This is a genomic window from Halomarina oriensis, from assembly GCF_009791395.1.
Classification (GTDB): Archaea; Halobacteriota; Halobacteria; order Halobacteriales; family Haloarculaceae; genus Halomarina; species Halomarina oriensis.
The window spans coordinates 51,222-70,648 of the sequence record NZ_WSZK01000028.1; the positions used below are offsets into that span (position 1 = coordinate 51,222).

The window sequence follows — 19,427 nt, forward strand, 5'->3', positions numbered from 1 at the left end:
GATGAAACGAAGTGTCTCAGTCGGTGTATATTTCCCCACTTGTCATTTAAAACGGCTGTTACACTCGCGGCACGGGTCTAACTGCTGAATCAGCGGAGTTTCGGCGAAAGAAAATCAAATCGTATCGACCGGACAACGGGACGCCACGGACGGAGCGCGACGAACGGAGCACCGTCCGTTCAGCGGACGACGCCGGACGAACGCTTTTGCGACGTGCCCACACACCACAGCCATGGCTACCCCCGACCCGCGGGACGACGCGACGCCGAAGGAGTCGTTCACGCTCGCAGCGGCACAGGTCGAACCGGTCTACCACGACAAGGAGGCGACGCTCGACAGGACGTGTGCGTGGATAGAACGCGCCGGTGACGCGGACGCCGACCTCGTCGTGTTCCCCGAGACGTACTTCCCCGGCTACCCCTACTGGCGCGGGTCGGTCTCGATTCCACGGTGGACCGAGTTGATGGTCGACCTCCAGAAGAACAGCCTGCACGCCGACGACGAGGCCGTGTCGGTGCTGGGTGACGCCATCGCGGAGGCGGACTGTCACGTCGTCCTCGGGGCCAACGAACTGAGCGACCGTCGCGGGAGCGAGACGCTCTACAACGCCCTGTTCTTCTTCGACCGGTCGGGCGAACTTGTCCGACGGCACCGGAAGCTGATGCCGACCCACGGCGAGCGGACCATCTGGGGGCGCGGTGACCCGTCGAGTCTCGCGGTCCACGACACCGACATCGGGACACTCGGCGGACTCGTCTGCTACGAGAACCACATGACGCTGTCGAAGGCCGCACTCTGTGCGATGGGCGAGGAGGTCCACGCGGCGACGTGGCCGGGGTTCTGGACACAGAACGGCCACCCCGGCGACAAGTCGCGTGCCGACTCGAGCGAGGCGAGCGACACCTGCGACATCTACCCCGCGGTCCGGGAGTACGCCTTCGAGACGCAGTCGTTCGTCGCCTCCTGCTCGATGTACCTCGGTGACCTCGAACCGGAGGGGTTCGAACCGGGGGAGTTGGGCTACGACCTCGCGGCGGGCGGGAGCATGCTCGTCAACCCGGCGGGCGTCGTGAAGGCCGGCCCGGTCCTGAACGAGGAGGCGCTGTTGACCGCCGAGTTCGACCGCGACGAGCGACGCGCGACGAAGGCGTACTTCGACGCGATGGGCCACTACACCCGCTGGGACGCGGTGAATCTGGAGGTGAACGACGCGACGTTCGACCCGGTCCACCGTCACGGTCACGGCGAGCGAACGGGTGGTGCCGACCGGCGACTCTCGGCCGCGCGAGCGGAGGAGATCGCGACCGAACACGACGTGCCGGTCGACGCGGTGGAGGCGGTCGCGGCGTCCCTCCGAGAGTCGTGAGTGCGCAAGCGCCATCCCCGTCTCGCACCTCCTGTCGAGTATGACACTCGACGACCCGTTCGTCCTCCTCGCCGGTGCCAGCGGGAAGACCGGCCGCGAGACGCTCGACGTCCTGCTCGACGCCGGTCTCCGCGTCCGTGCGCTGACCAGTTCGCCCGAGAAGGTCGAGACGCTCGACCTGCAGGGGGCCGACGAGGTGGTCGTCGGCGACCTGCTCGACCCGGCCGACGCACGGCGGGCGGTCGATGGCGACACCGACGACGACGCCGTCGACGTCGTGCTCTGTACCGTCGGCGACTCGCCGGGCCTCCGGTCGGTTTGGGCGACGCTGGTCGACGGCGAGGGGGTGACGAACCTCGTGGACGCGGCAGGAGCGGCCGGTGTCGAGCGGTTCGCGCTCGTCTCGTCGCTCGGCGTGGGGGACTCCGAGGACGCCGTCCCCGCCCCGCTTCGCGCGTTCTTCGACCTGTTCGGCATCCTCGACGCGAAGGAGCGTGGCGAGAACGCACTCCGGGAGTCGGGGCTCACTCACACGATACTCCGGCCGGGCCGACTGACCGCCGATTCCGCAACCGAGGACGTCCTCGTCGGCGCGGGTGGCGTGACGGTGGCCGGGTCGATTCCACGGGCGGACGTGGCTCGCCTGCTCGCCGCCGCGCCGTTCACGCCCGACGCGGCGAATCGGACGTTCGAGGTGGTCTCGCGGTCGGGCCTCGACGGGGACGCCACCGGCCTCGTCGACGTCGACTGGAACGTCCCCGAGTCGGTCGTTCCGGGCCGCTGAGACGACGGTAGCTTCAACCTCTCCGTCCGAGTATCGTGACCGTGCTCGCGCTCCACCTGTTCGGCGTCGTCCACTTCGACCGCCTGGGGAAGGTCCGGTCGGAACTCGGTTCGTATCTCGACTCGGCGGACGCCGACGCGCTGTTCCTCGAAGCGCAGTTTCTCCGGCCCCGACCGTTCCTCCGTGGCTTCCTCCGGACACCGCTCGCGCTGTTCGGGTTCTTGCTCTACGGTCTCGTGAGCGCGCCGTTCTACGCGCTGTTCACCCGGCGGTACGCGCCGCCGGAACTGGTGGCGTCGACGGCTCTGACCGACGAGCGTGACCTCCCGCTCCACGTCGTCGACCGACCGCTCTACGAGTTCGCGCTGGAACGACCCCCACGCAGAACGCTCGTCGAGTGGGCGGTGTTCCTCGCAGTGGGGGCGCTCGCGCCCGTCCCGAACGGTCTCCTCGTCGGTTACGCGCTCGGATGGATGGCGCTCGTCGCCGTGCTGGCACGGCGGAGTCGGCGACTGGCGGGCGCGCTCTCCGTGCTCGCCAGCCTCGGCCTCCTGTGGGTGCTCGTCGGCGGCCCGGTCGTCGTCTCCGTCGGGACGGTCTGGTTCCTGCTCGTCGCCCTCGTCGCAAACAGCGCGTTCGTCTATCAGACCCTGGACGCCAGAAACGAGTTCATGCTCGACCGGGCGACCGAACTCGCCGACTCGGAGGGGTACGAGTCGGCCGTCCTCGTCACCGGGATGGCCCACCTGAGTGGGATGGTCGCGCTCTCCGACCGCGTCGTTCGGACCTACCGCCCCCGGTGGCTCCGCGCGCCGGGAGTCACCGAGGAGCATCCGGACGCGACCCGGGACGGCTGGGAACCGGGGGTCCCCGCACGGCTCAGCACGCGGGCGAAGGCGACCATCGTCGACGTCGTCGGCGTCTGTCTCGCCGTCGCCGTCGGCGCGGTGGTGACCGCCCGACTCTACGACGTGGTCGCGGCGTTCCTCGTGTTGGACGCGTTCGCCGTCGCCGTCTACGCCGGCGTCGTCGCGAGCGCGTCGCTGTACTTCGTCGTCCTCGAAGCGAGGTGGGGACAGACCCTCGGCAAGCGAGCGGTCGGCGTCGTCGTCACCGACGCGGACGGCGCGCCGCCGGCGACGTGGCGAGTCGTCGTCAGGAACGTCCTCCGTCCCGTCGACGCGGTCGGGTTCTACCTACTGGGCGCCGTCGTCGCCGGCATCACCGCCGACCGGCAGCGACTGGGCGACCTGCTCGCCGGGACGGTGGTTCGTGAGAAGGTGTCGACGTCGGAACCGGCGTCGGCGTCGTCGGGCGCGTCCGACTGAGCCAGTCCCGTCTCAGTCCGCGAGCATCGGCGTCCGCGTGGACGCCATGCCGAGCACGTCGTCGAAGAAGCCGAGCGTATCCTCGGGGCCGGGGTTGGCTTCGGGGTGGTACTGCCGCGTGAGGACGTCGAGTTCGTCGCTCTCCAGTCCCTCGGGGGTGTCGTCGTTGACGTTGATCTGCGTCACCTCCAGCGGGCCGGGGTCGGCGACGGTGTAGCCGTGGTTCTGCGTCGTCATCACGACGCGGCCCGATTCGAGGTCCATGACGGGTTGGTTGACGCCGCGGTGGCCGAACGTCATCTTCTCGGTGGTGCCGCCGAGCGCGCTGGCGACGATCTGCTGGCCGAGACAGATGCCCGCGATGGACACCTCGCCGGCGAACTCGCGGACGACCGCTTTGGTCGCCCCGAAGTTCTCGGGGTCGCCGGGGCCGTTCGAGACGAACAGCACGTCCGGGTCCACGTCCGCGACGGCTCCGGCGGGGGTGTCGTGTGGGAAGCGGTGGACCGTCGCGCCGCGGTCGACGAGCGAGGAGACGATGCTCCCCTTGACGCCACAGTCCAGGAGAGCGACCGTCGCGCCGTCGCCGCCGGCGTTGTAGACGACCTGCTCGCCCACGGAGACCTGGTCGCCGATGTCGACGTGGTCGCTCATCCCCTCGCACGCGGCGAGTTCGGCGCGGGCGTCGTCGGGGGTGACGTCCTCGCCGACGGCGATACCGCACTTCATCGCCCCCTCGTCGCGCACGGCGGTGACGAGGTCACGGGTGTCGAGGTGGTCCAGCGCGGGCACGCCCTCCTCTGCTAACCACTCCGCGACGTCGTCGGTGAACTCGCGGGCGACGGCGGCGGTGGGGTGGACGCGCTCGGACTCGAATCGCTCGGTTCGGACGCCGTAGTTGCCGATGAGGGGGTACGAGAAGGTGAGCACCTGTTCCTCGTAAGAGGGGTCGGTGAGGCTCTCCTCGTAGCCCGTATACGCAGTCGTGAAGACCAGTTCACCACGGGTACGACCGGGAGCACGTCCGCGCGCCGAGACGACACGTCCGTCCTCCATTGCCACGTAGGCGTCCATCGTTACGAATCACCTAGCCGAGTGGCCTCTTAGGTGTTGTCCTTCGAAGCCCAGTTACGAAATTCGCAACTGTCAACTGTCGCCGGGGGGTAGGGTCGAATCTCCATGGACGCACTCGACCGCGACATCCTCGACGTGCTTCGCCGCGACGCCCGGACGCCGTACACCGAGATCGCCGACGAGGTGGGGACGAGCGAGGGGACCGTGCGCAACCGCGTGGACAGACTCGTCGCCGACGGCGTCATCGAGCGGTTCACCGTCGCCACCCGGACCGGGAACGTCAAGGCGATGATCGAGATCGGCGTCGACGTGGCCGTCGACACGGCGGGTATCTCCGAGCGGATGGCGACGTGGGAGGACGTCGACTTCGTCTGGCAGGTCAGCGGCGAGGAGGACCTCGTACTCATCGTCGACGCCGCCGACACGCGGGGTGTCAACGACCTCATCACCCGCGCCCGCGAGCAGGAGGAGGTCATCTCGACGAAGACGCGACTCATCCTCGACGAACAGTTGGGGTGAACCGTTACGATATCCGCAGGTCGCGTCAAGCGTTGCCGGGCGACGCGTTCGTTCCCCCGTCGGTTCAGTCCTCGTCGGGGGCGCTCCCCACGCCGGGGGTCGGCTGGTCCTGCTCGCCGTCGACCCACGCGGGCGTCTGAAGCTGCTTCTTGCCCTCGTGGATGCGCCGGTAGAGTCTCCGGACGACGCGGTCGGTGGGGAAGTCACCGACGACCGGTTCGACGCGGCCCGCACGGATGGCGTCGGTGACGGCCTCGGGTGTGAGTTCGTCGGCGTCCACGCGGGTGAACGCCCGGCCGACCTCGAAGGGGTAGTGTGCGTCGCTGCCGCCCACCGTCGGCAGGCCGTGTTCCTCGGCCAGTCGCTCCACCCACTCGCGCGTGCGGGGATGCTTGCCGTTGACCTCGATAGCGTCGAAGTCGGCGTCCACCTCACGGACCGTCGAGTTGCGGTACGGGTGGGCGATGATGGCCGCACAGCCTCGGTCGTGAGCCATCTCGACGACCGCCTCCGGTTCCATGCGCTCGGGGTTGGTGCACGTCGGCGGGTCGGGACCGACGACGAGTACGTGCCCCCGCGAGGAGGTCACCTCGATGCCGGGGACGTGTGTGACCGGCCCGGCGTCCTGTGGCGCGTAGTAGTCGTGGTTCGTGAACGCGACTCCATCGAGGCCCCGCCGACGCGCGACGAGGCCGAGCAGTCTCGCGCCGACGGGGTCGAACGGTGTCGGCCGAGCGGTGAAGCCGTGGAAGAACCGTGTGTGGGTGTGCAGGTCGAGCGCGAACACACCTTGCCCATACCGAGGTGTACGTCTTTGTCCTTCCGCTCACAACCGTCGAGGTATGGTATCGCCGGAGGGTGACGACCCACAGACCGACATGAACCTCGACGGAGCGACCACGGAACCGGAACGGACGGTGGTCGTCCTGAACCCGGTCAGCGGCGACGGCGAACACGGCCCGCAGGTCCGGGCGCTCGCCGAGGAGTACGGCTACGAGGTCAGAACGACGGAGGCCGACGGCGACGGCATCGACATCGCTCGGCGCGTCGCGGCGGAGGCGGACCGCGTCGTCGCCTGTGGCGGCGACGGGACCATCAACCACGTCGTCCGGGGCCTCTGGCAGGCCGACGCGCTCGCGGACGTGACGTTCGGCGTCGTGCCCGGCGGCACGGGCAACGACTTCGCGGAGAACGTCGGTGTCGGGAGTGTCCTGGAGGCCTTCGAGATACTGGAACGCGGTCGGACCCGACGCCTCGACGTCGGGACGGTCAGCGTCGACGGCGGCACGCCGATTCCGTTCCTCAACTCCTGTATCTGTGGGCTGACGGCCGACGCGAGCGCCGCCACGACTCCCGAGCAGAAACGGCGCTACGGCGTTCTCGCGTACGCCGGCAACACGCTGCGCCAACTCGCCGCGTACGACGGCCTCGACATCACCATCCGCCCCGTCGAGGGCGGCGACGGCTGGTCGGGGAACGCTGCGCTCGTGCTGTTCGGCAACGCCCGTGGGTTCCCCGGAGAGGAGGGTCCTGCCGCAGACATCGAGGACGGCTTCCTCGACGTGACGGTCATCGAGGACCGGCCCGCGATGGACCTCGTCGGTGGCGGTGCGCTGTTCGAACTGTTCGACCGGGACCCCGACAGCCTCTCCAGGCTCCGGACCGCCCACGCGGAGGTGTCCGTCGAGACGGACGAGGCGGCGACGTTCAGCCTCGACGGGGAGATGGTGTCGGCCCGCGAGTTGACCGTCGAGGCTCACCGAACCGCGCTCAGAACCGTCGTCGGTCCGGACTACGTCGTGCATCCGGAGTGATCGCGAGGGGAGTCGAAGCTACCTTATGAAGGCTCCACGCAGGACACGCTATGAGCAGCGAGGACACTCCAGGGTCCACCCAGCGCGAGCGGTCGGCGGCCCGAACCGACGAGACGGCCCGCAACGCCGAGAAACAGGTCATCGCCGTCGACGAGGACGACACCGAACGGAGCCTCGAGAACCGCCTCGAAGCCCACACCGGCGACGGCATCCGACACCGGGCGTTCACCGCACTCGTCTTCGACGAGGACGACCGCATCCTGCTCGCACAGCGCGCGTCGAACAAACGCCTGTGGGACACCCACTGGGACGGCACCGTCGCCTCTCACCCCGACCAGAACCAGAGTCAGGAGGCGGCGACCCGCGAGCGTCTCGAAGACGAACTCGGTCTCACGCCCGACCAGTACGACAACCTCCGCGTGACGGACAAGTTCGAGTACAAACGCTACTACCTCAACGAGGGCGTCGAGTGGGAGGTCTGCTCGGTGCTGAAGTGTACGCTCACCAGCGGCGACGTCGACCGCGACCCCGACGAGGTCGAGGGCCTGCTCTGGGTCGACTACGAGGACCTCTACGAGAACCCACGGTACTACCGACAGCTTCGCCTCTGTCCGTGGTTCGAGATCGCCATGCGACGGGACTTCGAACAGTAGCGCTAGTTGCCACGTTCTTAACAGCGTAAGACCGGCTGTCGCTCAGACCAGCGAGTCGGGCCGGTTCGAGAGGTACTCGAAGACGAGGCCGACGCCGAAGCCGTAGACGAGGTGCGCGACGAACGTGAACACGAGGTAGACCGCGAGCGTCAGCCCCGTGTAGCCGGTGTAGAACCCCAGCACGAACCCGGTCCACAGCGCACCGCCGAGGAACAACCCGCTGACGGGCGGCCGTTCACCGGGGAGGTACTCCATCAGCGCGGCGAACAGGAGCGGCCACGGCACCATCCCGTTGGCGAGGAAGATGAGGTAGCCGACGAGCACCGGCCGTGCGGTGTCGGCCAGCCCCAGCGGTGCGGCCAGCGACGCGAACGACTCGAACGAGAACGCTCCGAGCTGGCTGGCCACGAACAGTACGCCGGTCATCAGGGCCGTCCCGACCAGGCCGCCGGCAGCACCGACGACGCCGTCGCCGACGATACCGAACAGCCGGTCGTACTCCTCGACCTGTTCTGCGAGCGTCGGGTCCTCGAACTCACCGGTGGTGTCTGCCATGCCTCGGTGTTACCGAGCAGTGCTGTTAACAGTATCGCCGCAAAGAGTTACTGCTGTTAAGACTTTCACCGGTGCGTTGTTACCACACCACAATGTTGATTACGGCGGACGGAAATCACCACACGGGCGAACCAATGAACACAGGTGTGGCGGTTCAGTCGGTCGTGCAGATCGGCGACCTCATCCCCCGTGGGACACGGATGAACGTCTTCCAGAGTATCTACTGGGTGTTCATCGCGCTGGGGACGCTGGTCGGTGTCGTCGTCGTCGGGTACATGGTCTACAACGCCTACCGGTATCGGGAGGGCGGGAGCCACGCCGAGGACGGCGACGACGAACGACCGACGCTCGGAGAGATACCGACCGGCGGTGGCAAAGGGCGGAAACTGTTCCTCTCGTTCGGGCTGAGCGCGGTGGTCGTCATCTCGCTCATCGTCTGGACCTACGGCACGCTTCTGTACGTCGAGTCGCCGGTCGCCGCACAGGAGTCCGACCAGGAGGAGTTGGAGATTCAGGTCGTCGGTCGGCAGTTCTCCTGGGAGTTCGTCTACCCGAACGGACACTCCAGTTTCGAGTTGGTCGTCCCCGAGGACACCCGCGTCAGACTCGTCGTGACCTCGGACGACGTGTTCCACAACTTCGGGATACCGTCGTTACGGGCGAAGACCGACGCTATCCCCGGCCAGACCACCGAGACGTGGTTCATCGCCGACCAACCGGGTGAGTACCAGGCCCACTGCTACGAACTCTGTGGGGCGGGCCACTCCGGGATGAACGCGAACGTCGTCGTCATGCAGCAGTCGGCGTACGACGAGTGGTACGCGAACACGAGCGGCGGTGGCGGCAACACGAGCGACACCAGCGGCAACGCGAGCGAGAACGGCACACGGACCACCAGCGAGGCACTCACCGCATGAGCGACGACACACCACGGACGGAGTCGGACGGGGGGGGCGGCCACCGTCGACCTCCCGGCGACGGAGCGGAGCACGGCGACCGACCACGAACACGGCCTCCCGCCGATGTCGTCGATAAAACGCTGGTTCGTCACGACGAACCACAAGGACGTCGGCATCCTCTATCTGGTCACGTCGCTGTTCTTCCTGATATTCGGGGGCCTGCTGGCGCTGTTGATTCGCGTCCAACTGCTCCAGCCGGGCGGGACCATCCTCGCCGACGCGGCGTACAACCAGACCGTCTCGGCGCACGGCCTGCTGATGGTGTTCTGGTTCCTCTCACCGCTCGCGTTCGGCTTCGCCAACTACGTCGTCCCGCTCCAGATCGGGGCGAAGGACCTCGCGTTCCCGCGGCTGAACGCGCTGTCGTACTGGCTCTACCTCTTCTCGGGGCTACTGCTCGGCATCTCGTTCTTCCAGGGAGGCACGTTCTCCGGTGGCTGGACGATGTACGCGCCGTTGAACGTCCCAATCTACATGCCGAGCATCGGGGCGACGACGACGGTGCTCGCCTTGCTGATGTTCACGGCGTCGGTCACCGTCGGCGGGGTGAACTTCCTGACCACCATCCACCGGATGCGTGCGCCCGGTCTCACTCTCCGGCGGATGCCGCTGTTCACGTGGACCATCCTCCTGACGGTGTGGATGATGCTGTTCGCGTTCGCGGCACTGCTGGCCGCGCTGATGATACTGAGCTCCGACCGTATCTTCGGGACCGTCTACTTCGCCGCGACGGACTCGGGCGGGTCGGTACTGTGGGCACACCTGTTCTGGTTCTTCGGGCATCCGGAGGTGTACATCGTCTTCTTCCCGGCGCTGGGCGTGATGGCCGAGATATTCCAGACGTTCACCGGGCGACGTATCGTCGGGCGCAAGTGGTTCATCGCGTCGATGGTGCTGGTGGCGATTCAGTCGTTCATGGTCTGGATGCACCACATGTTCCTCACCTCGATCAACCTCCCCGTCAAGACACTGTTCATGGCGACCACCATCGGCATCTCGCTGCCGTTCGACCTGATGGTGTTCGCGCTCATCTACACGACCATCAAGGGGAAGATACGCTTCAAGACGCCGTTCCTGTTCGCGTTCGGTGCGCTCGTCCTGTTCATCCTCGGGGGTATCACCGGCGTGTTCCTCGGTGCGGTCGTGCTGGACTACGAGTTCCGGGGGACCTACTGGGTCGTCGCGCACTTCCACTACGTGATGGTCGGGGGCGTGACGGGACTGGTCGGCGGCATCTACTACTGGTATCCGAAGATAACCGGGAAGATGTACGACGAGTTCCTCGGGAAGGTCCACTTCGCACTGTACTTCGTCGGGTTCAACCTCGTCTACTTCCCGATGTTCCTCGCCTGGGAGACGCCACGGCGAGTGTTCGACTACCCCGAAGCGTTCACGCCGTGGCACCAACTCGCCACCGTGGGAGCGTTCGTCCTCGGCGCGTCGTTCCTCGTCATGTTCTACAACCTCTATGCGAGTCTCGTGACCGGCGAGGACGCCGCCCCCGACCCGTGGCGCTACGTCACGACCGCGGAGTGGGCCGTCCCGTCGCCACCACCGCTGGAGAACTACCCCGGCCGACCCAGCTACGACGGCGGCGCGCTCCAGTTCCTGGAGGAGGCCGGTCCACGCCCGTCGGGTATCGCCGCGGCCGACGGTGGGGCCGGAACCAGAACCGACGGCGGCGTCGCGGCGACGGCCGACGGCGCTCTGGCGGGGGGCCACGACCACGAGGAGAGCCACGCGAGCATCTGGCCGTTCGGTCTCTCGCTCGCGGGGTTCTTCCTCCTCGTCGGTCTCTCGGGCGTGAACACGGGCGGGACGGCCTACGTCGCGCTCACCGTCGCCGGGTTCGCGCTCGGCGCGTACACCCTCGTCGGGATGGCCCGCGAGAGCCAGACGTTCCACGGACCGTCCGGCCCGTTCGGCGAGTCCTGGCCGTTCGCCAAGGTGGAGAACATGAAGCTGGGGATGTGGTTCTTCCTGGCCAGCGACGTCGTGCTGTTCGGCGCGTTCATCGGGTCGTACGTCTTCATCCGGGTCGCGTTCGGCTGGGGGGCGTGGGAGCCCGTCCCCCACGACCCCGTTCCGGGACTGATGAACACCTACATCCTGCTGACGAGTTCCTTCGCCGTCGTCATGGCGATGGTCGCCGCCCAGAAGGGGAGTCGAAACGGCGTCGTCGCCAGCCTGCTCGTCACCATCCTGCTGGGTATCGGCTTCCTCGGCAACAAGGGCATCGAGTGGCTCGAACTGTTCCACGAGGGCCTCTGGCTCTCGACGAACGTCCAGACGTCGACGTTCTTCCTCACCACCGGACTGCACGCCGCCCACGTCATCGTGGGCCTGTTCATCGCGCTGTACATGCTCGTTCGGGCGTGGGGCGGGGCGTACCTCGACGACGACAAGCCGGTCGAGTACTTCGGTCTCTACTGGCACTTCGTCGACATCGTCTGGCTGTTCCTGTTCCCGCTGTTCTACATCCTCTGATGGACCGCTTCAGACGACCCCACCGAGAGACGCGACCGACTCACCGCGGACACACGACCCCCCACCAACACACGACCACCCACCAACACATATCCGACCCATGAACACGAAACTCTACGCCGTCATCTACGTCGTCCTGTTCGTCTTTGCGACGCTTCAGGTCGCCGTGGAGTTCGCCGGCCTGACCTACTGGACCGCCTTCTGGCTCATCATGGCGCTGTCGGCCATCAAGGCCGTCCTCGTCGCTGCGTACTTCCAGCATCTGAGGTACGAACCGCGCGCCATCACCTACGTCGTGGCTATCGGCGTCGTCGCGGCCATCGCACTGACCGCGGCCGCCTCCTACTCCATCACGGGAACATGAACGGGACCGTCGCACTCGTCAGCGTGTTGGGTACCGCCGTCGGCCTCGCCGTCGTCCTGCTGGCGACGTACTTCCACCTCGGGAACGCGCTCATCGCCGTCGGTGGCGTCGTGGTCCTGGCCGCCGTCGGGATGATGACCGTCGCCATCGCCGCCCTCGACGGCGAGGGGGGCGAACACGGCGGGCACTGACGAACCCCATCCGTCTCACGACGAAAGACCGTCCGCACGTCGGAGAACAGTTATCGTTCTACTCACGGTACGACTGGCAGTGAGACGAACGGTCACCCGTCGTGGCACGCTTCGGACACTCGGTGTCGGTGCACTCGCGCTCTCTACGGGATGCATCCGGCGACTGACTCGGGGGCCGCCACCCGACGGTCCGACGATCGTCATGGGTGACGACGGCCTCGTCACGTCTGCCGATACCGTCCTGAAGTACGTCCCCGACCGACTGGTCGTCGACCGGGGGCAAACGGTCACGTGGTGGAACCGCGAGGAGGACCAACACACCGTGACTGCCTACGAGGAGCGGATCCCCGATGGTGCGACCTACTTCGACAGCACCGACGACAGTTCCGAGGAGGAGGCACGGACGTCGGGTGCCGAGAACCTGACTTACGACGACCGGTTCGAACACACCTTCGAGACCCCCCGGCCACTATCGCTACTTCTGTGTCCCACACGAGGGGTGGAACATGGTCGGCACCGTCGTCGTCCGAGGTGCAGAGGGGAACGCGCCGTCCGCACCGACCGTCGTCCGACCCGAGACGGACCACGTCGTACAGATGACCCCCGACTCGTTCGTCCCGGAGACGCTCACCGTCGAAGTCGGCGCGAGCGTCGGCTGGGTCAACGGGACTGGCATCGCCCACTCGGTGACGGCCTCCGAGGGACGGATTCCCGACGAGGCAGCGTACTTCGCCAGCGGCGGCTTCGAGAACGAAGACGCGGCACGAGCGGACTGGGAGGGGCCGCGAGAGGGAGATGTGACCCACGACCAACCCTACACCCATACGTTCGAGACGCCCGGCGAGTACGACTACTTCTGTATCCTCCACGAAGAGTCGATGCGCGGGACCGTTCGGGTAACCGACTAACTCGACACGATAGGACGACGGCCTCGGGACGTATGGCAGCACAATCGACTGTACCGCGAGCGAGCCGTGCGAGTGAGCAGGGTGGGGAACGAGCGGAGCGCTCGAAGAGCGCGAACTGAGTGGCGAATCCGTTTGTCGCCAGAAATCTCCGATTTCTGGCTGCCAACCGAACGCTTCCGGCTTTCGGTGATGCGGTCAGAGCACGGTGTGCTCTGACTGTCCGCAGATTCGCGCCGCGAATCTGCGATGCTCCAGCGTTTACCCTCCGGGGTCGCTCCGCGACCCCGGTCGTGGATAAACGGTGGTGGGTGAACGGTCGCGGTCTACTGCTCGGCTTCGACCGGTTCGAACTTCTCCAGGTCGATGTTCTCTTCGAGCAGGAGCTCTTTCTTGTCGCTCACGTCGACGCGGTCACGAGCGAGTCGCTTGAGCTTCGACTGCGGGGCGAGATTGCCGATGAGGACGCCGCCGACGACCTTGCCGTCCTTGATGGCGACGCGCCGCCACTCGTCGTCTCCGTACTTCTTCTCGACGTCGTCGTCGCCGAGCGTCGGGTGGCCAAAGGAGAGAAACGGGAAGTCGAAGTGCGTGATGGAGTACGAGGAGACCCACTCGAAGGTGGCCTCGTCGGTGTCGAGGCCCTGATCGAACGTCATGTTGGTCCCCGCGATGGAGCCCTGCTCCTTCGCGCTGCCCCACGCCCCGTTCTGGGCCTGGTCCTCGAGGATGACGTCGTAGAAGTACGTCAGGTCGCCCGCCGCGTAGACGTCGTCGGCGCTCGTGCGCATGTGCTCGTCGACGACGATGGAGCCGTCGTCGGTGCGTTCGATGCCGCTCCCCCGGAGGAACTCGGTGTTGTAGTTCAGGCCGATGGCGATGCCGACGAAGTCGGCGTCGAAGTACTCGCCGTTCGGGTCGGTGACGCCGACGACGTCGCCGTCGTCGTTCACGTCGAACTCGTCGACGCCGCTGCCGAAGACGGGCGTGACGCCGTTCTCGCGGAGCGCGTTGTGGATGATCTCCGCGCCGTCCTCGCTGAGCGCGTAGCGCCACCAGGCGTTGCCGCGCATGAGGTAGTTCGCCTCGACGTCCTGTGCGCCACAGATGGCCGCGAGGTCGATGCCGAGCAGGCCGGCCCCGATGACCGCGCCCGTCTCGGCGCGTTCGGCATGTTCCTTGATGGCGCGTGCGTCCTGAAACGTCCAGAAGTGGTGGACGCCCTCCGCGTCGCTGCCGTCGACGGGGAGCTGCGTCGGCGTCCCGCCCGTGGCGATGAGCAGCGAGTCGTACTCGATGGTCTCGCCTTCGTGGGTGTGAAGCTCGTGGGCGTCGGTGTCGACACGGGTGACCATCGTGTTCAGTTTGAGGTTGATGTCGCGCTCCTCGTACCACCCCTCGTCGTGGATGGAGATGGGGCCGGCGGGCATCTTCCCTTTGGCGAACTCTTTGATGAGGATACGATTGTAGAGGGCCTCCCCCTCGTCGGTGATGACGGTGACGGAGGCGTCGGCGTCGGCCTCGCGGATGGTCTCCGCAGCGGAACTCCCCGCGATGCCGTCACCGATAATCACGTGCGACGCGCTCATAACGGGCGATTGGATACGACCCCTAAAGTCGGTTGCTATCTCCGTAATTCCTGTGCTAGCAAGTCTCAGGCACACGAATCGGCGTGCGTACCAACATTGATGGACGACGCGGCCCTACCCCGGCTATGAAGATTTACCAGAACCCGCGTCACTGGGCGGCGAAGAAGGCGCTGACGACACCCGGCGTTCGCTCGGTCGCAAACTACGGGCTGGTAAAGATGCACACCAACATCTTCGCGGGGAAGGCAGACGAGGCCCACCGCGAGGAGCGCAAGCCGTACCTCGACGCGCTGTTCGACGCGACGATGGACGCGTACGTCGCGGCGCTCGAAGCGGACTACTCCGAAGCGGAGGCCCGCGAAATCACACACGTCCAGGCCAACTTCGACTTCTTCGACAAGGGGTGGACCGAGATGATGGAGATTCCCGCCGACGAGTTCGAGGCCCACTACCGCCGCTACGAGGACTTTTTCACGGCCCACGGCATCACCATCGACGACCCGCTGGGCGAGTTCCGACCCGCTGGGGGTCTCCCCGACGCGCCGGCCACCCCCGAACGCCTCGACGACCCGACCTACGAGAACGCCGTCGCGGGTTTCTCGGACGACACCTACGTCGAGACACCCGGCGGGATGACCGTCGGCGGCGACGAGGAACCCGACGACGTGAACCTCTCCGACGCCCCCGGCGTGAGCGACGACGAGGCGAAGGGCGAAGCCGACGACTGAGGTCGGTCAGTCGTCCGCTGGCCGTTCGACGACACGCTCGCTCTTCTGGACGATTCGGTCCGCCACCTCGTACCCCGCGACGATAGCGCCGTTCAGCGACCGCTCGGGGTACTGCGCCCGGGAGGCCATCCCGGCGTAGTAGACGCCCTCCCCGACCTCTTCGCGCAGGTCGTACGGGACGACCATGTCGAGGTAGCCACACTCGTAGACCGGTGCGGTCCGCGGGTTGCGTCCGACGCGGAACTCGCCGACCGTCGACCGGTCGAATCGCGGGAACAGCTCTTCGATACCCGAGAGCCAGTGTTCGCGCAACTCCTCGTCGCTCATCCGCCAGAGCGCTTCGTCCAGTGACTGGACGTAACTGGCGACGTACAGCAGGTGGTCGCCGCCGTAGCGCGAGGCGGGGACGAAGTTCGTGTGGTCGATGAGCGCGCCGAACGGGGCGTCGTCGCCGACGTTGAGCCAGTAGGTGTCGGTCAGCGGTTCGTCCATCGTCAGCACTGCACAGACCGACCCCTGGAAGTCGACGTCGCACTCGTAGCCGACGAGCGATTCGAGGACGTTCGGCATCGCCGCGACGACCACCGACTCCACGTCGTGGGTCTCGACGCCGTACTCCGTCTCGACGGTCAGGGCGTCGACGGCCTCGGGTCCGGCCGTCGCTCCGTCCTCCTCGCCGGCGGTCGCTGGACCGTCCACGCCGACCACGTCCACGACGCGTGCGCCCGTCGTGACGTTCTCGCGGCCCACCGCGTCGACCAGCGCGTCGACGAGCACCGGGAAGCCACCGTCGAAGTAGCCGAGGTACTCGCCGCGCAGGAGGTCACGCTCGCCGCGGAACTTGATTCGGCCGAGGAGCCACGCCGCACTCACGTCCTCCTTCCGGGAGCCGAACTTCGCGTCCAAGAGCGGTTCGAAGAACGACTCGTAGACGTTCTCGGTGGTGTGTTCGACGACGAACTCGCGGGCGGTGACGTCCTCGAAGTCCTCCAGTCGCTCGTAGGAGTCGAACTTCGGAATCCCGCCGCGCACGTCGACGTCCATCGTCAGGAGTCCGAGTCGGAACGTGTCGTACAGTCCCAGCGGCGGGAAGGAGAGGATCTCCCACGGGGCGTCCATCGGGTGGACCGTGCCGTCGACGTAGTAGGCGTTCTTGCCGATGCGCCACTCCAGGCGGTCGGCGACGCCCAACTCCTCGGCGAGTTCGACGATGGTCTCCTCCGACTTCGAGAGGTGGTGGTAGAACTGCTCGATGGGGTCGCCGTTGGTGGGGTAGGTCGCGGCGAGGCCGCCCACGTCGTCGCCGGCCTCGAACACCCGTACGTCGTGGCCGGCCCCCTGGAGGCGGTAAGCAGCCGCGAGCCCCGCGATGCCGCCGCCGACGATGCCGATCATACCCCGAGGTTCGCCGGTTCCGGGTATGTGCCTTCGGGTCCGTGGCGCTCCGTCGTCGACTCGCTCGTCTCAGTCGAGCGGGTTCGTCAGGTACCGCTTCGGAACGACTGCCCTGACCGTGACCAGCGGGTCGACGACCTGCGAGATTTCGAGGTCCGCGACGAGACTGGCGAGCATGTAAGCGTCCGTGAGCGAGAGGTCGGCGTCCTCCGCGAGTGCGTCGATAGCGTCGCGGTAGGCGATACGACACGCCTCCTCCATCGTCTCCGCGCTGGCGAGGAAGGCCCAGGAGTCGTCGGTCTCGACCAGCGGCCGCGAGAGGTCGCCCGACTCCACCGTGACCGTACAGTCGATCTCGGTCGCGATCTCCGCGCCGGTTCCACAGGCCTCGCCGTCGGCCATCGCGGCCTTGCAGTCGCCCATGGCGAGCATCCCGCCCGGCCGGTTCACCGGGAAGTAGACCGTGTTGCCCGCGCGCAGGAGCGTCGTGTCGAGGTTCCCGCCGTGGTCGTGGGGGACGAGCGTGGAGTGGGTGTCGCCCGCGGTGGCGACCCCGATGGTCCCGATACACGGGTCGAGCGGGACGTCGAACTCGCCGACCGACAGCGTGTCACCCTCGACGGGCGTCACCAGACTCGCCGGGTGGTCGATGCGCTCGTCGTCCTGTAGGAGGCCGAACTCCGGAATCGTGACCGCCCGGCCGCGGTCCTCGGCGGGCCGAATCGCCTCGATGGCGACCCCGAGCACGTCGCCCGGTCCGGCCCCCTCGACGGCGATGGGGCCGGTCGCGGCGTTGACCTCCTCTGGCACCTCGCTCATCACGTCGTCGTCCGTCCGGACCGCCCCCTCCAGACTGTCGCGGGTCTCGACGGTGAGTGTCGCCCCGTCTGTGACGGTGACCGCGGCGTCCATCTCGGGACCGAACTCGTAGACGACGGCGTCGTCCGTGACGCGTTCTCGTGACATACCCGTGGGTCGAGGGGCGACACCAAAACACTCCGGGCGGGTGCCGTGTCGGGTGCTGGTCGGGCGTGGTCGTTCAGTCGCTAGCTTTTTGCGGTGTTGCCCGAACTGTGGGCGCATGGTTACGGTCCGCGCCCCGGCGACGAGCGCCAATCTCGGCAGCGGCTTCGACACGTTCGGCCTCGCGCTCGACCGGCCCGCGGACGTCGTCCGCGTCAGCAAGGCCGAGCGCACCACTATCGAGGTCACCGGCGCGGGCGCACGCTACATCCCCGAGGACCCGAAGCGCAACACCGTCGGGGCCGTCGCGGAGGCGCTCGACGCTCCCGCACACATCCACATCGACAAGGGCGTTCGCCCCGCGTCCGGACTCGGCTCCTCGGCGGCGAGCGCCGCCGCCGCCGCCGTCGCGCTGGACGAACTCTACGACCGGGGCCACACCCGCGAGGAACTCGTCCCTATCGCGGCCGAGGGTGAGGCCGCCGCCTCCGGCGACGCCCACGCCGACAACGTCGCTCCCGCCCTGCTCGGCGGGTTCACCGTCGTCACCGACGACGGCGTCACCCGCGTCTCCCCGGACCTCTCGCTGGTCGCGTGCCTCCCGGACATCGTCGTCTCGACGCGGGACGCACGGAAGGTCGTCCCCGAGTCGGCGTCGATGGCCGACCTCGTCGAGACGGTCGGGAACGCCTCGACGCTGGCCGTCGGGATGTGCCGTGACGACCCGACGCTCGTGGGTCGCGGCATGGACGACCCGCTCGTGACGCCCGCTCGCGCGGACCTCATCACCGGGTCCGGCACCGTCCGGGAGGCCGCCCTCGACGCCGGCGCGACGGGCGTGACCGTGAGCGGTGCCGGCCCGACCATGCTCGCCGTCTGTCGTCCCGGCACTCGTCGCTCAGTCGCCGCCGCGATGGTCGACGCCTTCGACGAGGTGGGGGTCGACGCCACGGCGTTCCAGACGGGCGTCGGCGACGGCGCGACGCTGTACGACTGAATCCATCAGCGGGGCGAACGGTTAAGCGACCCCCCGTCGACTCCCGGCCATGGCCGACACGTTTCCGAGCGAGGAGTGGATGGCGGCGTGGCGAGAGACGGTCAACGCCGACGAGGAGTACGGCGAGAAGGCCGCCGAGTGGGGCGTCGACTTCGACGGTGACATGGTGTTCTACCTCGCTGCCGACGACCGACTCCCCGAGGACAGACTGTTCTTCGTCGAACTGGAGGGCGGGACGGTCCACGACACCTACGAAATCGGGAGCCTCGACGAGGTAGCCCACGGCTTCGTCTTTCGAGGCATCTACAGCGACTGGGTCCGGCTCACACAGGGTGCAGTCGGGGCCATCGACGGCCTGATGACCGGGACGTTCGAACTGGACGGCGACATGCAACGGGTCCTCCAGTTCAGCGACGCCGCGGCACGACTCGTCGACCTGGCGGCAGCGGTCGAGAGCGACTACCGGTACTGATTCTCACCCGCTCGTCGTCCCCGCCGTCGTCGTGGATGCGGCGGTCGTCGGCTGCTCGGGCGTGGCGGAGGACGTCGGCTCGTCGGTCGGTTCGGGTGTCGACGTCACGGTCGGGTCCGTCGTCGGTGCGGACGTCGTCGGTTCGGTCGTCGTCTGTGGCGGTTCGTCGGTCGGTTCGCTGGTGGTCGACGGTGGTCCGGTAGACGTCTGCGGCGGCTCCGACGTGGTCTGTGGCGGTTCAGAAGTGGTCGTCTGTGTCGGTTCGTCGGTCGGTTCGGGTGTCG

General features: G+C 67.3%; 21 protein-coding genes and 1 pseudogene. 16 read left to right on the forward strand and 6 right to left on the reverse strand.

Features of this window, described 5'->3' with window-relative positions; translation table 11 throughout:
- Positions 1 to 232 precede the first annotated feature (232 nt).
- The 3 genes from GQS65_RS15865 to GQS65_RS22165 are packed head-to-tail and all read left to right on the forward strand — an operon-like array spanning position 233 to position 3,478.
- Positions 233 to 1,366: a carbon-nitrogen hydrolase family protein gene (locus GQS65_RS15865; RefSeq protein ID WP_158205610.1), complete on the forward strand. Its 1,134-nt coding sequence runs from the start codon at positions 233 to 235 to the stop codon at positions 1,364 to 1,366.
- A gap of 40 nt (positions 1,367 to 1,406) precedes the next feature.
- Positions 1,407 to 2,150 (forward strand): SDR family oxidoreductase, encoded by a 744-nt coding sequence (locus tag GQS65_RS15870; protein WP_158205611.1) that lies wholly within the window; start codon positions 1,407 to 1,409, stop codon positions 2,148 to 2,150.
- A gap of 41 nt (positions 2,151 to 2,191) precedes the next feature.
- On the forward strand, positions 2,192 to 3,478 hold the full coding sequence (locus GQS65_RS22165; RefSeq protein WP_158205612.1) for an RDD family protein: 1,287 nt from the start codon (positions 2,192 to 2,194) through the stop codon (positions 3,476 to 3,478).
- Positions 3,479 to 3,490: 12 nt separating this feature from the next.
- On the opposite strand, the gene carA is transcribed toward GQS65_RS22165, so the two are convergent.
- Complete coding sequence (gene carA, locus GQS65_RS15880; RefSeq protein WP_158205613.1) at positions 3,491 to 4,552, reverse strand: glutamine-hydrolyzing carbamoyl-phosphate synthase small subunit; 1,062 nt, start codon at positions 4,550 to 4,552, stop codon at positions 3,491 to 3,493.
- A 105-nt stretch (positions 4,553 to 4,657) separates the two neighbouring features.
- Here carA and GQS65_RS15885 point away from each other — a divergent pair, with 105 nt between their 5' ends.
- Complete coding sequence (locus tag GQS65_RS15885) at positions 4,658 to 5,071, forward strand: Lrp/AsnC family transcriptional regulator (protein WP_158205614.1); 414 nt, start codon at positions 4,658 to 4,660, stop codon at positions 5,069 to 5,071.
- Between the two features lie 64 nt (positions 5,072 to 5,135).
- On the opposite strand, the gene GQS65_RS15890 is transcribed toward GQS65_RS15885, so the two are convergent.
- On the reverse strand, positions 5,136 to 5,858 hold the full coding sequence (locus GQS65_RS15890; protein ID WP_368280278.1) for a CehA/McbA family metallohydrolase: 723 nt from the start codon (positions 5,856 to 5,858) through the stop codon (positions 5,136 to 5,138).
- Positions 5,859 to 5,913: 55 nt separating this feature from the next.
- On the opposite strand from GQS65_RS15890, the gene GQS65_RS15895 reads away from it, so the two are divergent.
- Together GQS65_RS15895 and GQS65_RS15900 are read left to right on the forward strand one after the other, a co-directional pair.
- On the forward strand, positions 5,914 to 6,885 hold the full coding sequence (locus GQS65_RS15895; protein ID WP_158205615.1) for a diacylglycerol/lipid kinase family protein: 972 nt from the start codon (positions 5,914 to 5,916) through the stop codon (positions 6,883 to 6,885).
- Positions 6,886 to 6,935: 50 nt separating this feature from the next.
- Positions 6,936 to 7,538 carry an NUDIX hydrolase gene (locus GQS65_RS15900; protein WP_158205616.1) on the forward strand — a complete coding sequence of 201 codons (603 nt, stop codon included), beginning with the start codon at positions 6,936 to 6,938 and terminating at the stop codon, positions 7,536 to 7,538.
- A gap of 42 nt (positions 7,539 to 7,580) precedes the next feature.
- On the opposite strand, the gene GQS65_RS15905 is transcribed toward GQS65_RS15900, so the two are convergent.
- The gene (locus GQS65_RS15905) at positions 7,581 to 8,093 is read right to left on the reverse strand and encodes a DUF6789 family protein (protein ID WP_158205617.1); all 513 of its coding nucleotides are present in this window, start codon (positions 8,091 to 8,093) and stop codon (positions 7,581 to 7,583) included.
- A gap of 134 nt (positions 8,094 to 8,227) precedes the next feature.
- On the opposite strand from GQS65_RS15905, the gene coxB reads away from it, so the two are divergent.
- The 6 genes and pseudogenes from coxB to GQS65_RS15930 all read left to right on the forward strand — a co-directional run bounded on the left by coxB (position 8,228) and on the right by GQS65_RS15930 (position 13,002).
- Complete coding sequence (gene coxB, locus GQS65_RS15910) at positions 8,228 to 9,010, forward strand: cytochrome c oxidase subunit II (protein WP_158205618.1); 783 nt, start codon at positions 8,228 to 8,230, stop codon at positions 9,008 to 9,010.
- Between the two features lie 105 nt (positions 9,011 to 9,115).
- Positions 9,116 to 11,539 carry a cbb3-type cytochrome c oxidase subunit I gene (locus tag GQS65_RS15915; protein WP_158205619.1) on the forward strand — a complete coding sequence of 808 codons (2,424 nt, stop codon included), beginning with the start codon at positions 9,116 to 9,118 and terminating at the stop codon, positions 11,537 to 11,539.
- Positions 11,540 to 11,639: 100 nt separating this feature from the next.
- Positions 11,640 to 11,903 (forward strand): cytochrome C oxidase subunit IV family protein, encoded by a 264-nt coding sequence (locus GQS65_RS15920; protein ID WP_158205620.1) that lies wholly within the window; start codon positions 11,640 to 11,642, stop codon positions 11,901 to 11,903.
- Positions 11,900 to 12,094: a hypothetical protein gene (locus GQS65_RS15925; protein ID WP_158205621.1), complete on the forward strand. Its 195-nt coding sequence runs from the start codon at positions 11,900 to 11,902 to the stop codon at positions 12,092 to 12,094. Before GQS65_RS15920 ends, GQS65_RS15925 begins: the two co-directional genes overlap by 4 nt.
- A 467-nt stretch (positions 12,095 to 12,561) precedes the next feature.
- Positions 12,562 to 12,615, forward strand: a pseudogene (locus GQS65_RS22170) (halocyanin); the annotation flags it as partial.
- 75 nt (positions 12,616 to 12,690) lie between these two features.
- Positions 12,691 to 13,002: a cupredoxin domain-containing protein gene (locus GQS65_RS15930; protein ID WP_368280281.1), complete on the forward strand. Its 312-nt coding sequence runs from the start codon at positions 12,691 to 12,693 to the stop codon at positions 13,000 to 13,002.
- 323 nt (positions 13,003 to 13,325) lie between these two features.
- Here the strand turns inward: GQS65_RS15930 and GQS65_RS15935 are convergent, their stop codons facing one another.
- Positions 13,326 to 14,588: an NAD(P)/FAD-dependent oxidoreductase gene (locus tag GQS65_RS15935; RefSeq protein WP_158205623.1), complete on the reverse strand. Its 1,263-nt coding sequence runs from the start codon at positions 14,586 to 14,588 to the stop codon at positions 13,326 to 13,328.
- 125 nt (positions 14,589 to 14,713) lie between these two features.
- Between GQS65_RS15935 and GQS65_RS15940 the strand changes: the two genes are divergently transcribed.
- Positions 14,714 to 15,316, forward strand: a complete 603-nt coding sequence (locus GQS65_RS15940; protein ID WP_158205624.1) for a DUF6149 family protein — start codon at positions 14,714 to 14,716, stop codon at positions 15,314 to 15,316.
- A gap of 6 nt (positions 15,317 to 15,322) precedes the next feature.
- On the opposite strand, the gene GQS65_RS15945 is transcribed toward GQS65_RS15940, so the two are convergent.
- Both GQS65_RS15945 and GQS65_RS15950 read right to left on the reverse strand, forming a co-directional pair.
- Positions 15,323 to 16,711 carry an NAD(P)/FAD-dependent oxidoreductase gene (locus GQS65_RS15945; protein WP_158205625.1) on the reverse strand — a complete coding sequence of 463 codons (1,389 nt, stop codon included), beginning with the start codon at positions 16,709 to 16,711 and terminating at the stop codon, positions 15,323 to 15,325.
- A 69-nt stretch (positions 16,712 to 16,780) separates the two neighbouring features.
- Entirely contained in the window at positions 16,781 to 17,677 is an 897-nt protein-coding gene (locus GQS65_RS15950) for an acetamidase/formamidase family protein (protein WP_158205626.1), read from the reverse strand.
- A 115-nt stretch (positions 17,678 to 17,792) separates the two neighbouring features.
- Here GQS65_RS15950 and GQS65_RS15955 point away from each other — a divergent pair, with 115 nt between their 5' ends.
- From GQS65_RS15955 to GQS65_RS21715, 3 genes are all read left to right on the forward strand, one after another.
- Positions 17,793 to 18,671 carry a homoserine kinase gene (locus GQS65_RS15955; RefSeq protein ID WP_158205627.1) on the forward strand — a complete coding sequence of 293 codons (879 nt, stop codon included), beginning with the start codon at positions 17,793 to 17,795 and terminating at the stop codon, positions 18,669 to 18,671.
- Between the two features lie 49 nt (positions 18,672 to 18,720).
- On the forward strand, positions 18,721 to 19,143 hold the full coding sequence (locus tag GQS65_RS15960; RefSeq protein WP_158205628.1) for a sterol carrier protein: 423 nt from the start codon (positions 18,721 to 18,723) through the stop codon (positions 19,141 to 19,143).
- 31 nt (positions 19,144 to 19,174) lie between these two features.
- Positions 19,175 to 19,427, forward strand: a 253-nt coding sequence (locus GQS65_RS21715; RefSeq protein WP_233265157.1) for a hypothetical protein, incomplete at its 3' end; no start/stop codon positions are given.

Bases quoted from the DNA above. Each gene is read 5' to 3' on its own strand.
- GQS65_RS15865 (WP_158205610.1), top strand. From the start codon at position 233: ATGGCTACCCCCGACCCGCGGGACGACGCGACGCCGAAGGAGTCGTTC.
- GQS65_RS15900 (WP_158205616.1), top strand. From the start codon at position 6,936: ATGAGCAGCGAGGACACTCCAGGGTCCACCCAGCGCGAGCGGTCGGCG.
- GQS65_RS15895 (WP_158205615.1), top strand. From the start codon at position 5,914: ATGGTATCGCCGGAGGGTGACGACCCACAGACCGACATGAACCTCGAC.
- coxB (WP_158205618.1), top strand. From the start codon at position 8,228: ATGAACACAGGTGTGGCGGTTCAGTCGGTCGTGCAGATCGGCGACCTC.
- GQS65_RS15885 (WP_158205614.1), top strand. From the start codon at position 4,658: ATGGACGCACTCGACCGCGACATCCTCGACGTGCTTCGCCGCGACGCC.
- GQS65_RS15920 (WP_158205620.1), top strand. From the start codon at position 11,640: ATGAACACGAAACTCTACGCCGTCATCTACGTCGTCCTGTTCGTCTTT.
- GQS65_RS15945 (WP_158205625.1), bottom strand. From the start codon at position 16,711: ATGATCGGCATCGTCGGCGGCGGCATCGCGGGGCTCGCGGCTGCTTAC.
- GQS65_RS15960 (WP_158205628.1), top strand. From the start codon at position 18,721: ATGGCCGACACGTTTCCGAGCGAGGAGTGGATGGCGGCGTGGCGAGAG.
- GQS65_RS15950 (WP_158205626.1), bottom strand. From the start codon at position 17,677: ATGTCACGAGAACGCGTCACGGACGACGCCGTCGTCTACGAGTTCGGT.
- GQS65_RS15925 (WP_158205621.1), top strand. From the start codon at position 11,900: ATGAACGGGACCGTCGCACTCGTCAGCGTGTTGGGTACCGCCGTCGGC.
- GQS65_RS15870 (WP_158205611.1), top strand. From the start codon at position 1,407: ATGACACTCGACGACCCGTTCGTCCTCCTCGCCGGTGCCAGCGGGAAG.
- carA (WP_158205613.1), bottom strand. From the start codon at position 4,552: ATGGACGCCTACGTGGCAATGGAGGACGGACGTGTCGTCTCGGCGCGC.
- GQS65_RS15915 (WP_158205619.1), top strand. From the start codon at position 9,116: ATGTCGTCGATAAAACGCTGGTTCGTCACGACGAACCACAAGGACGTC.
- GQS65_RS15955 (WP_158205627.1), top strand. From the start codon at position 17,793: ATGGTTACGGTCCGCGCCCCGGCGACGAGCGCCAATCTCGGCAGCGGC.
- GQS65_RS15940 (WP_158205624.1), top strand. From the start codon at position 14,714: ATGAAGATTTACCAGAACCCGCGTCACTGGGCGGCGAAGAAGGCGCTG.
- GQS65_RS15930 (WP_368280281.1), top strand. From the start codon at position 12,691: ATGACCCCCGACTCGTTCGTCCCGGAGACGCTCACCGTCGAAGTCGGC.
- GQS65_RS15905 (WP_158205617.1), bottom strand. From the start codon at position 8,093: ATGGCAGACACCACCGGTGAGTTCGAGGACCCGACGCTCGCAGAACAG.
- GQS65_RS15935 (WP_158205623.1), bottom strand. From the start codon at position 14,588: ATGAGCGCGTCGCACGTGATTATCGGTGACGGCATCGCGGGGAGTTCC.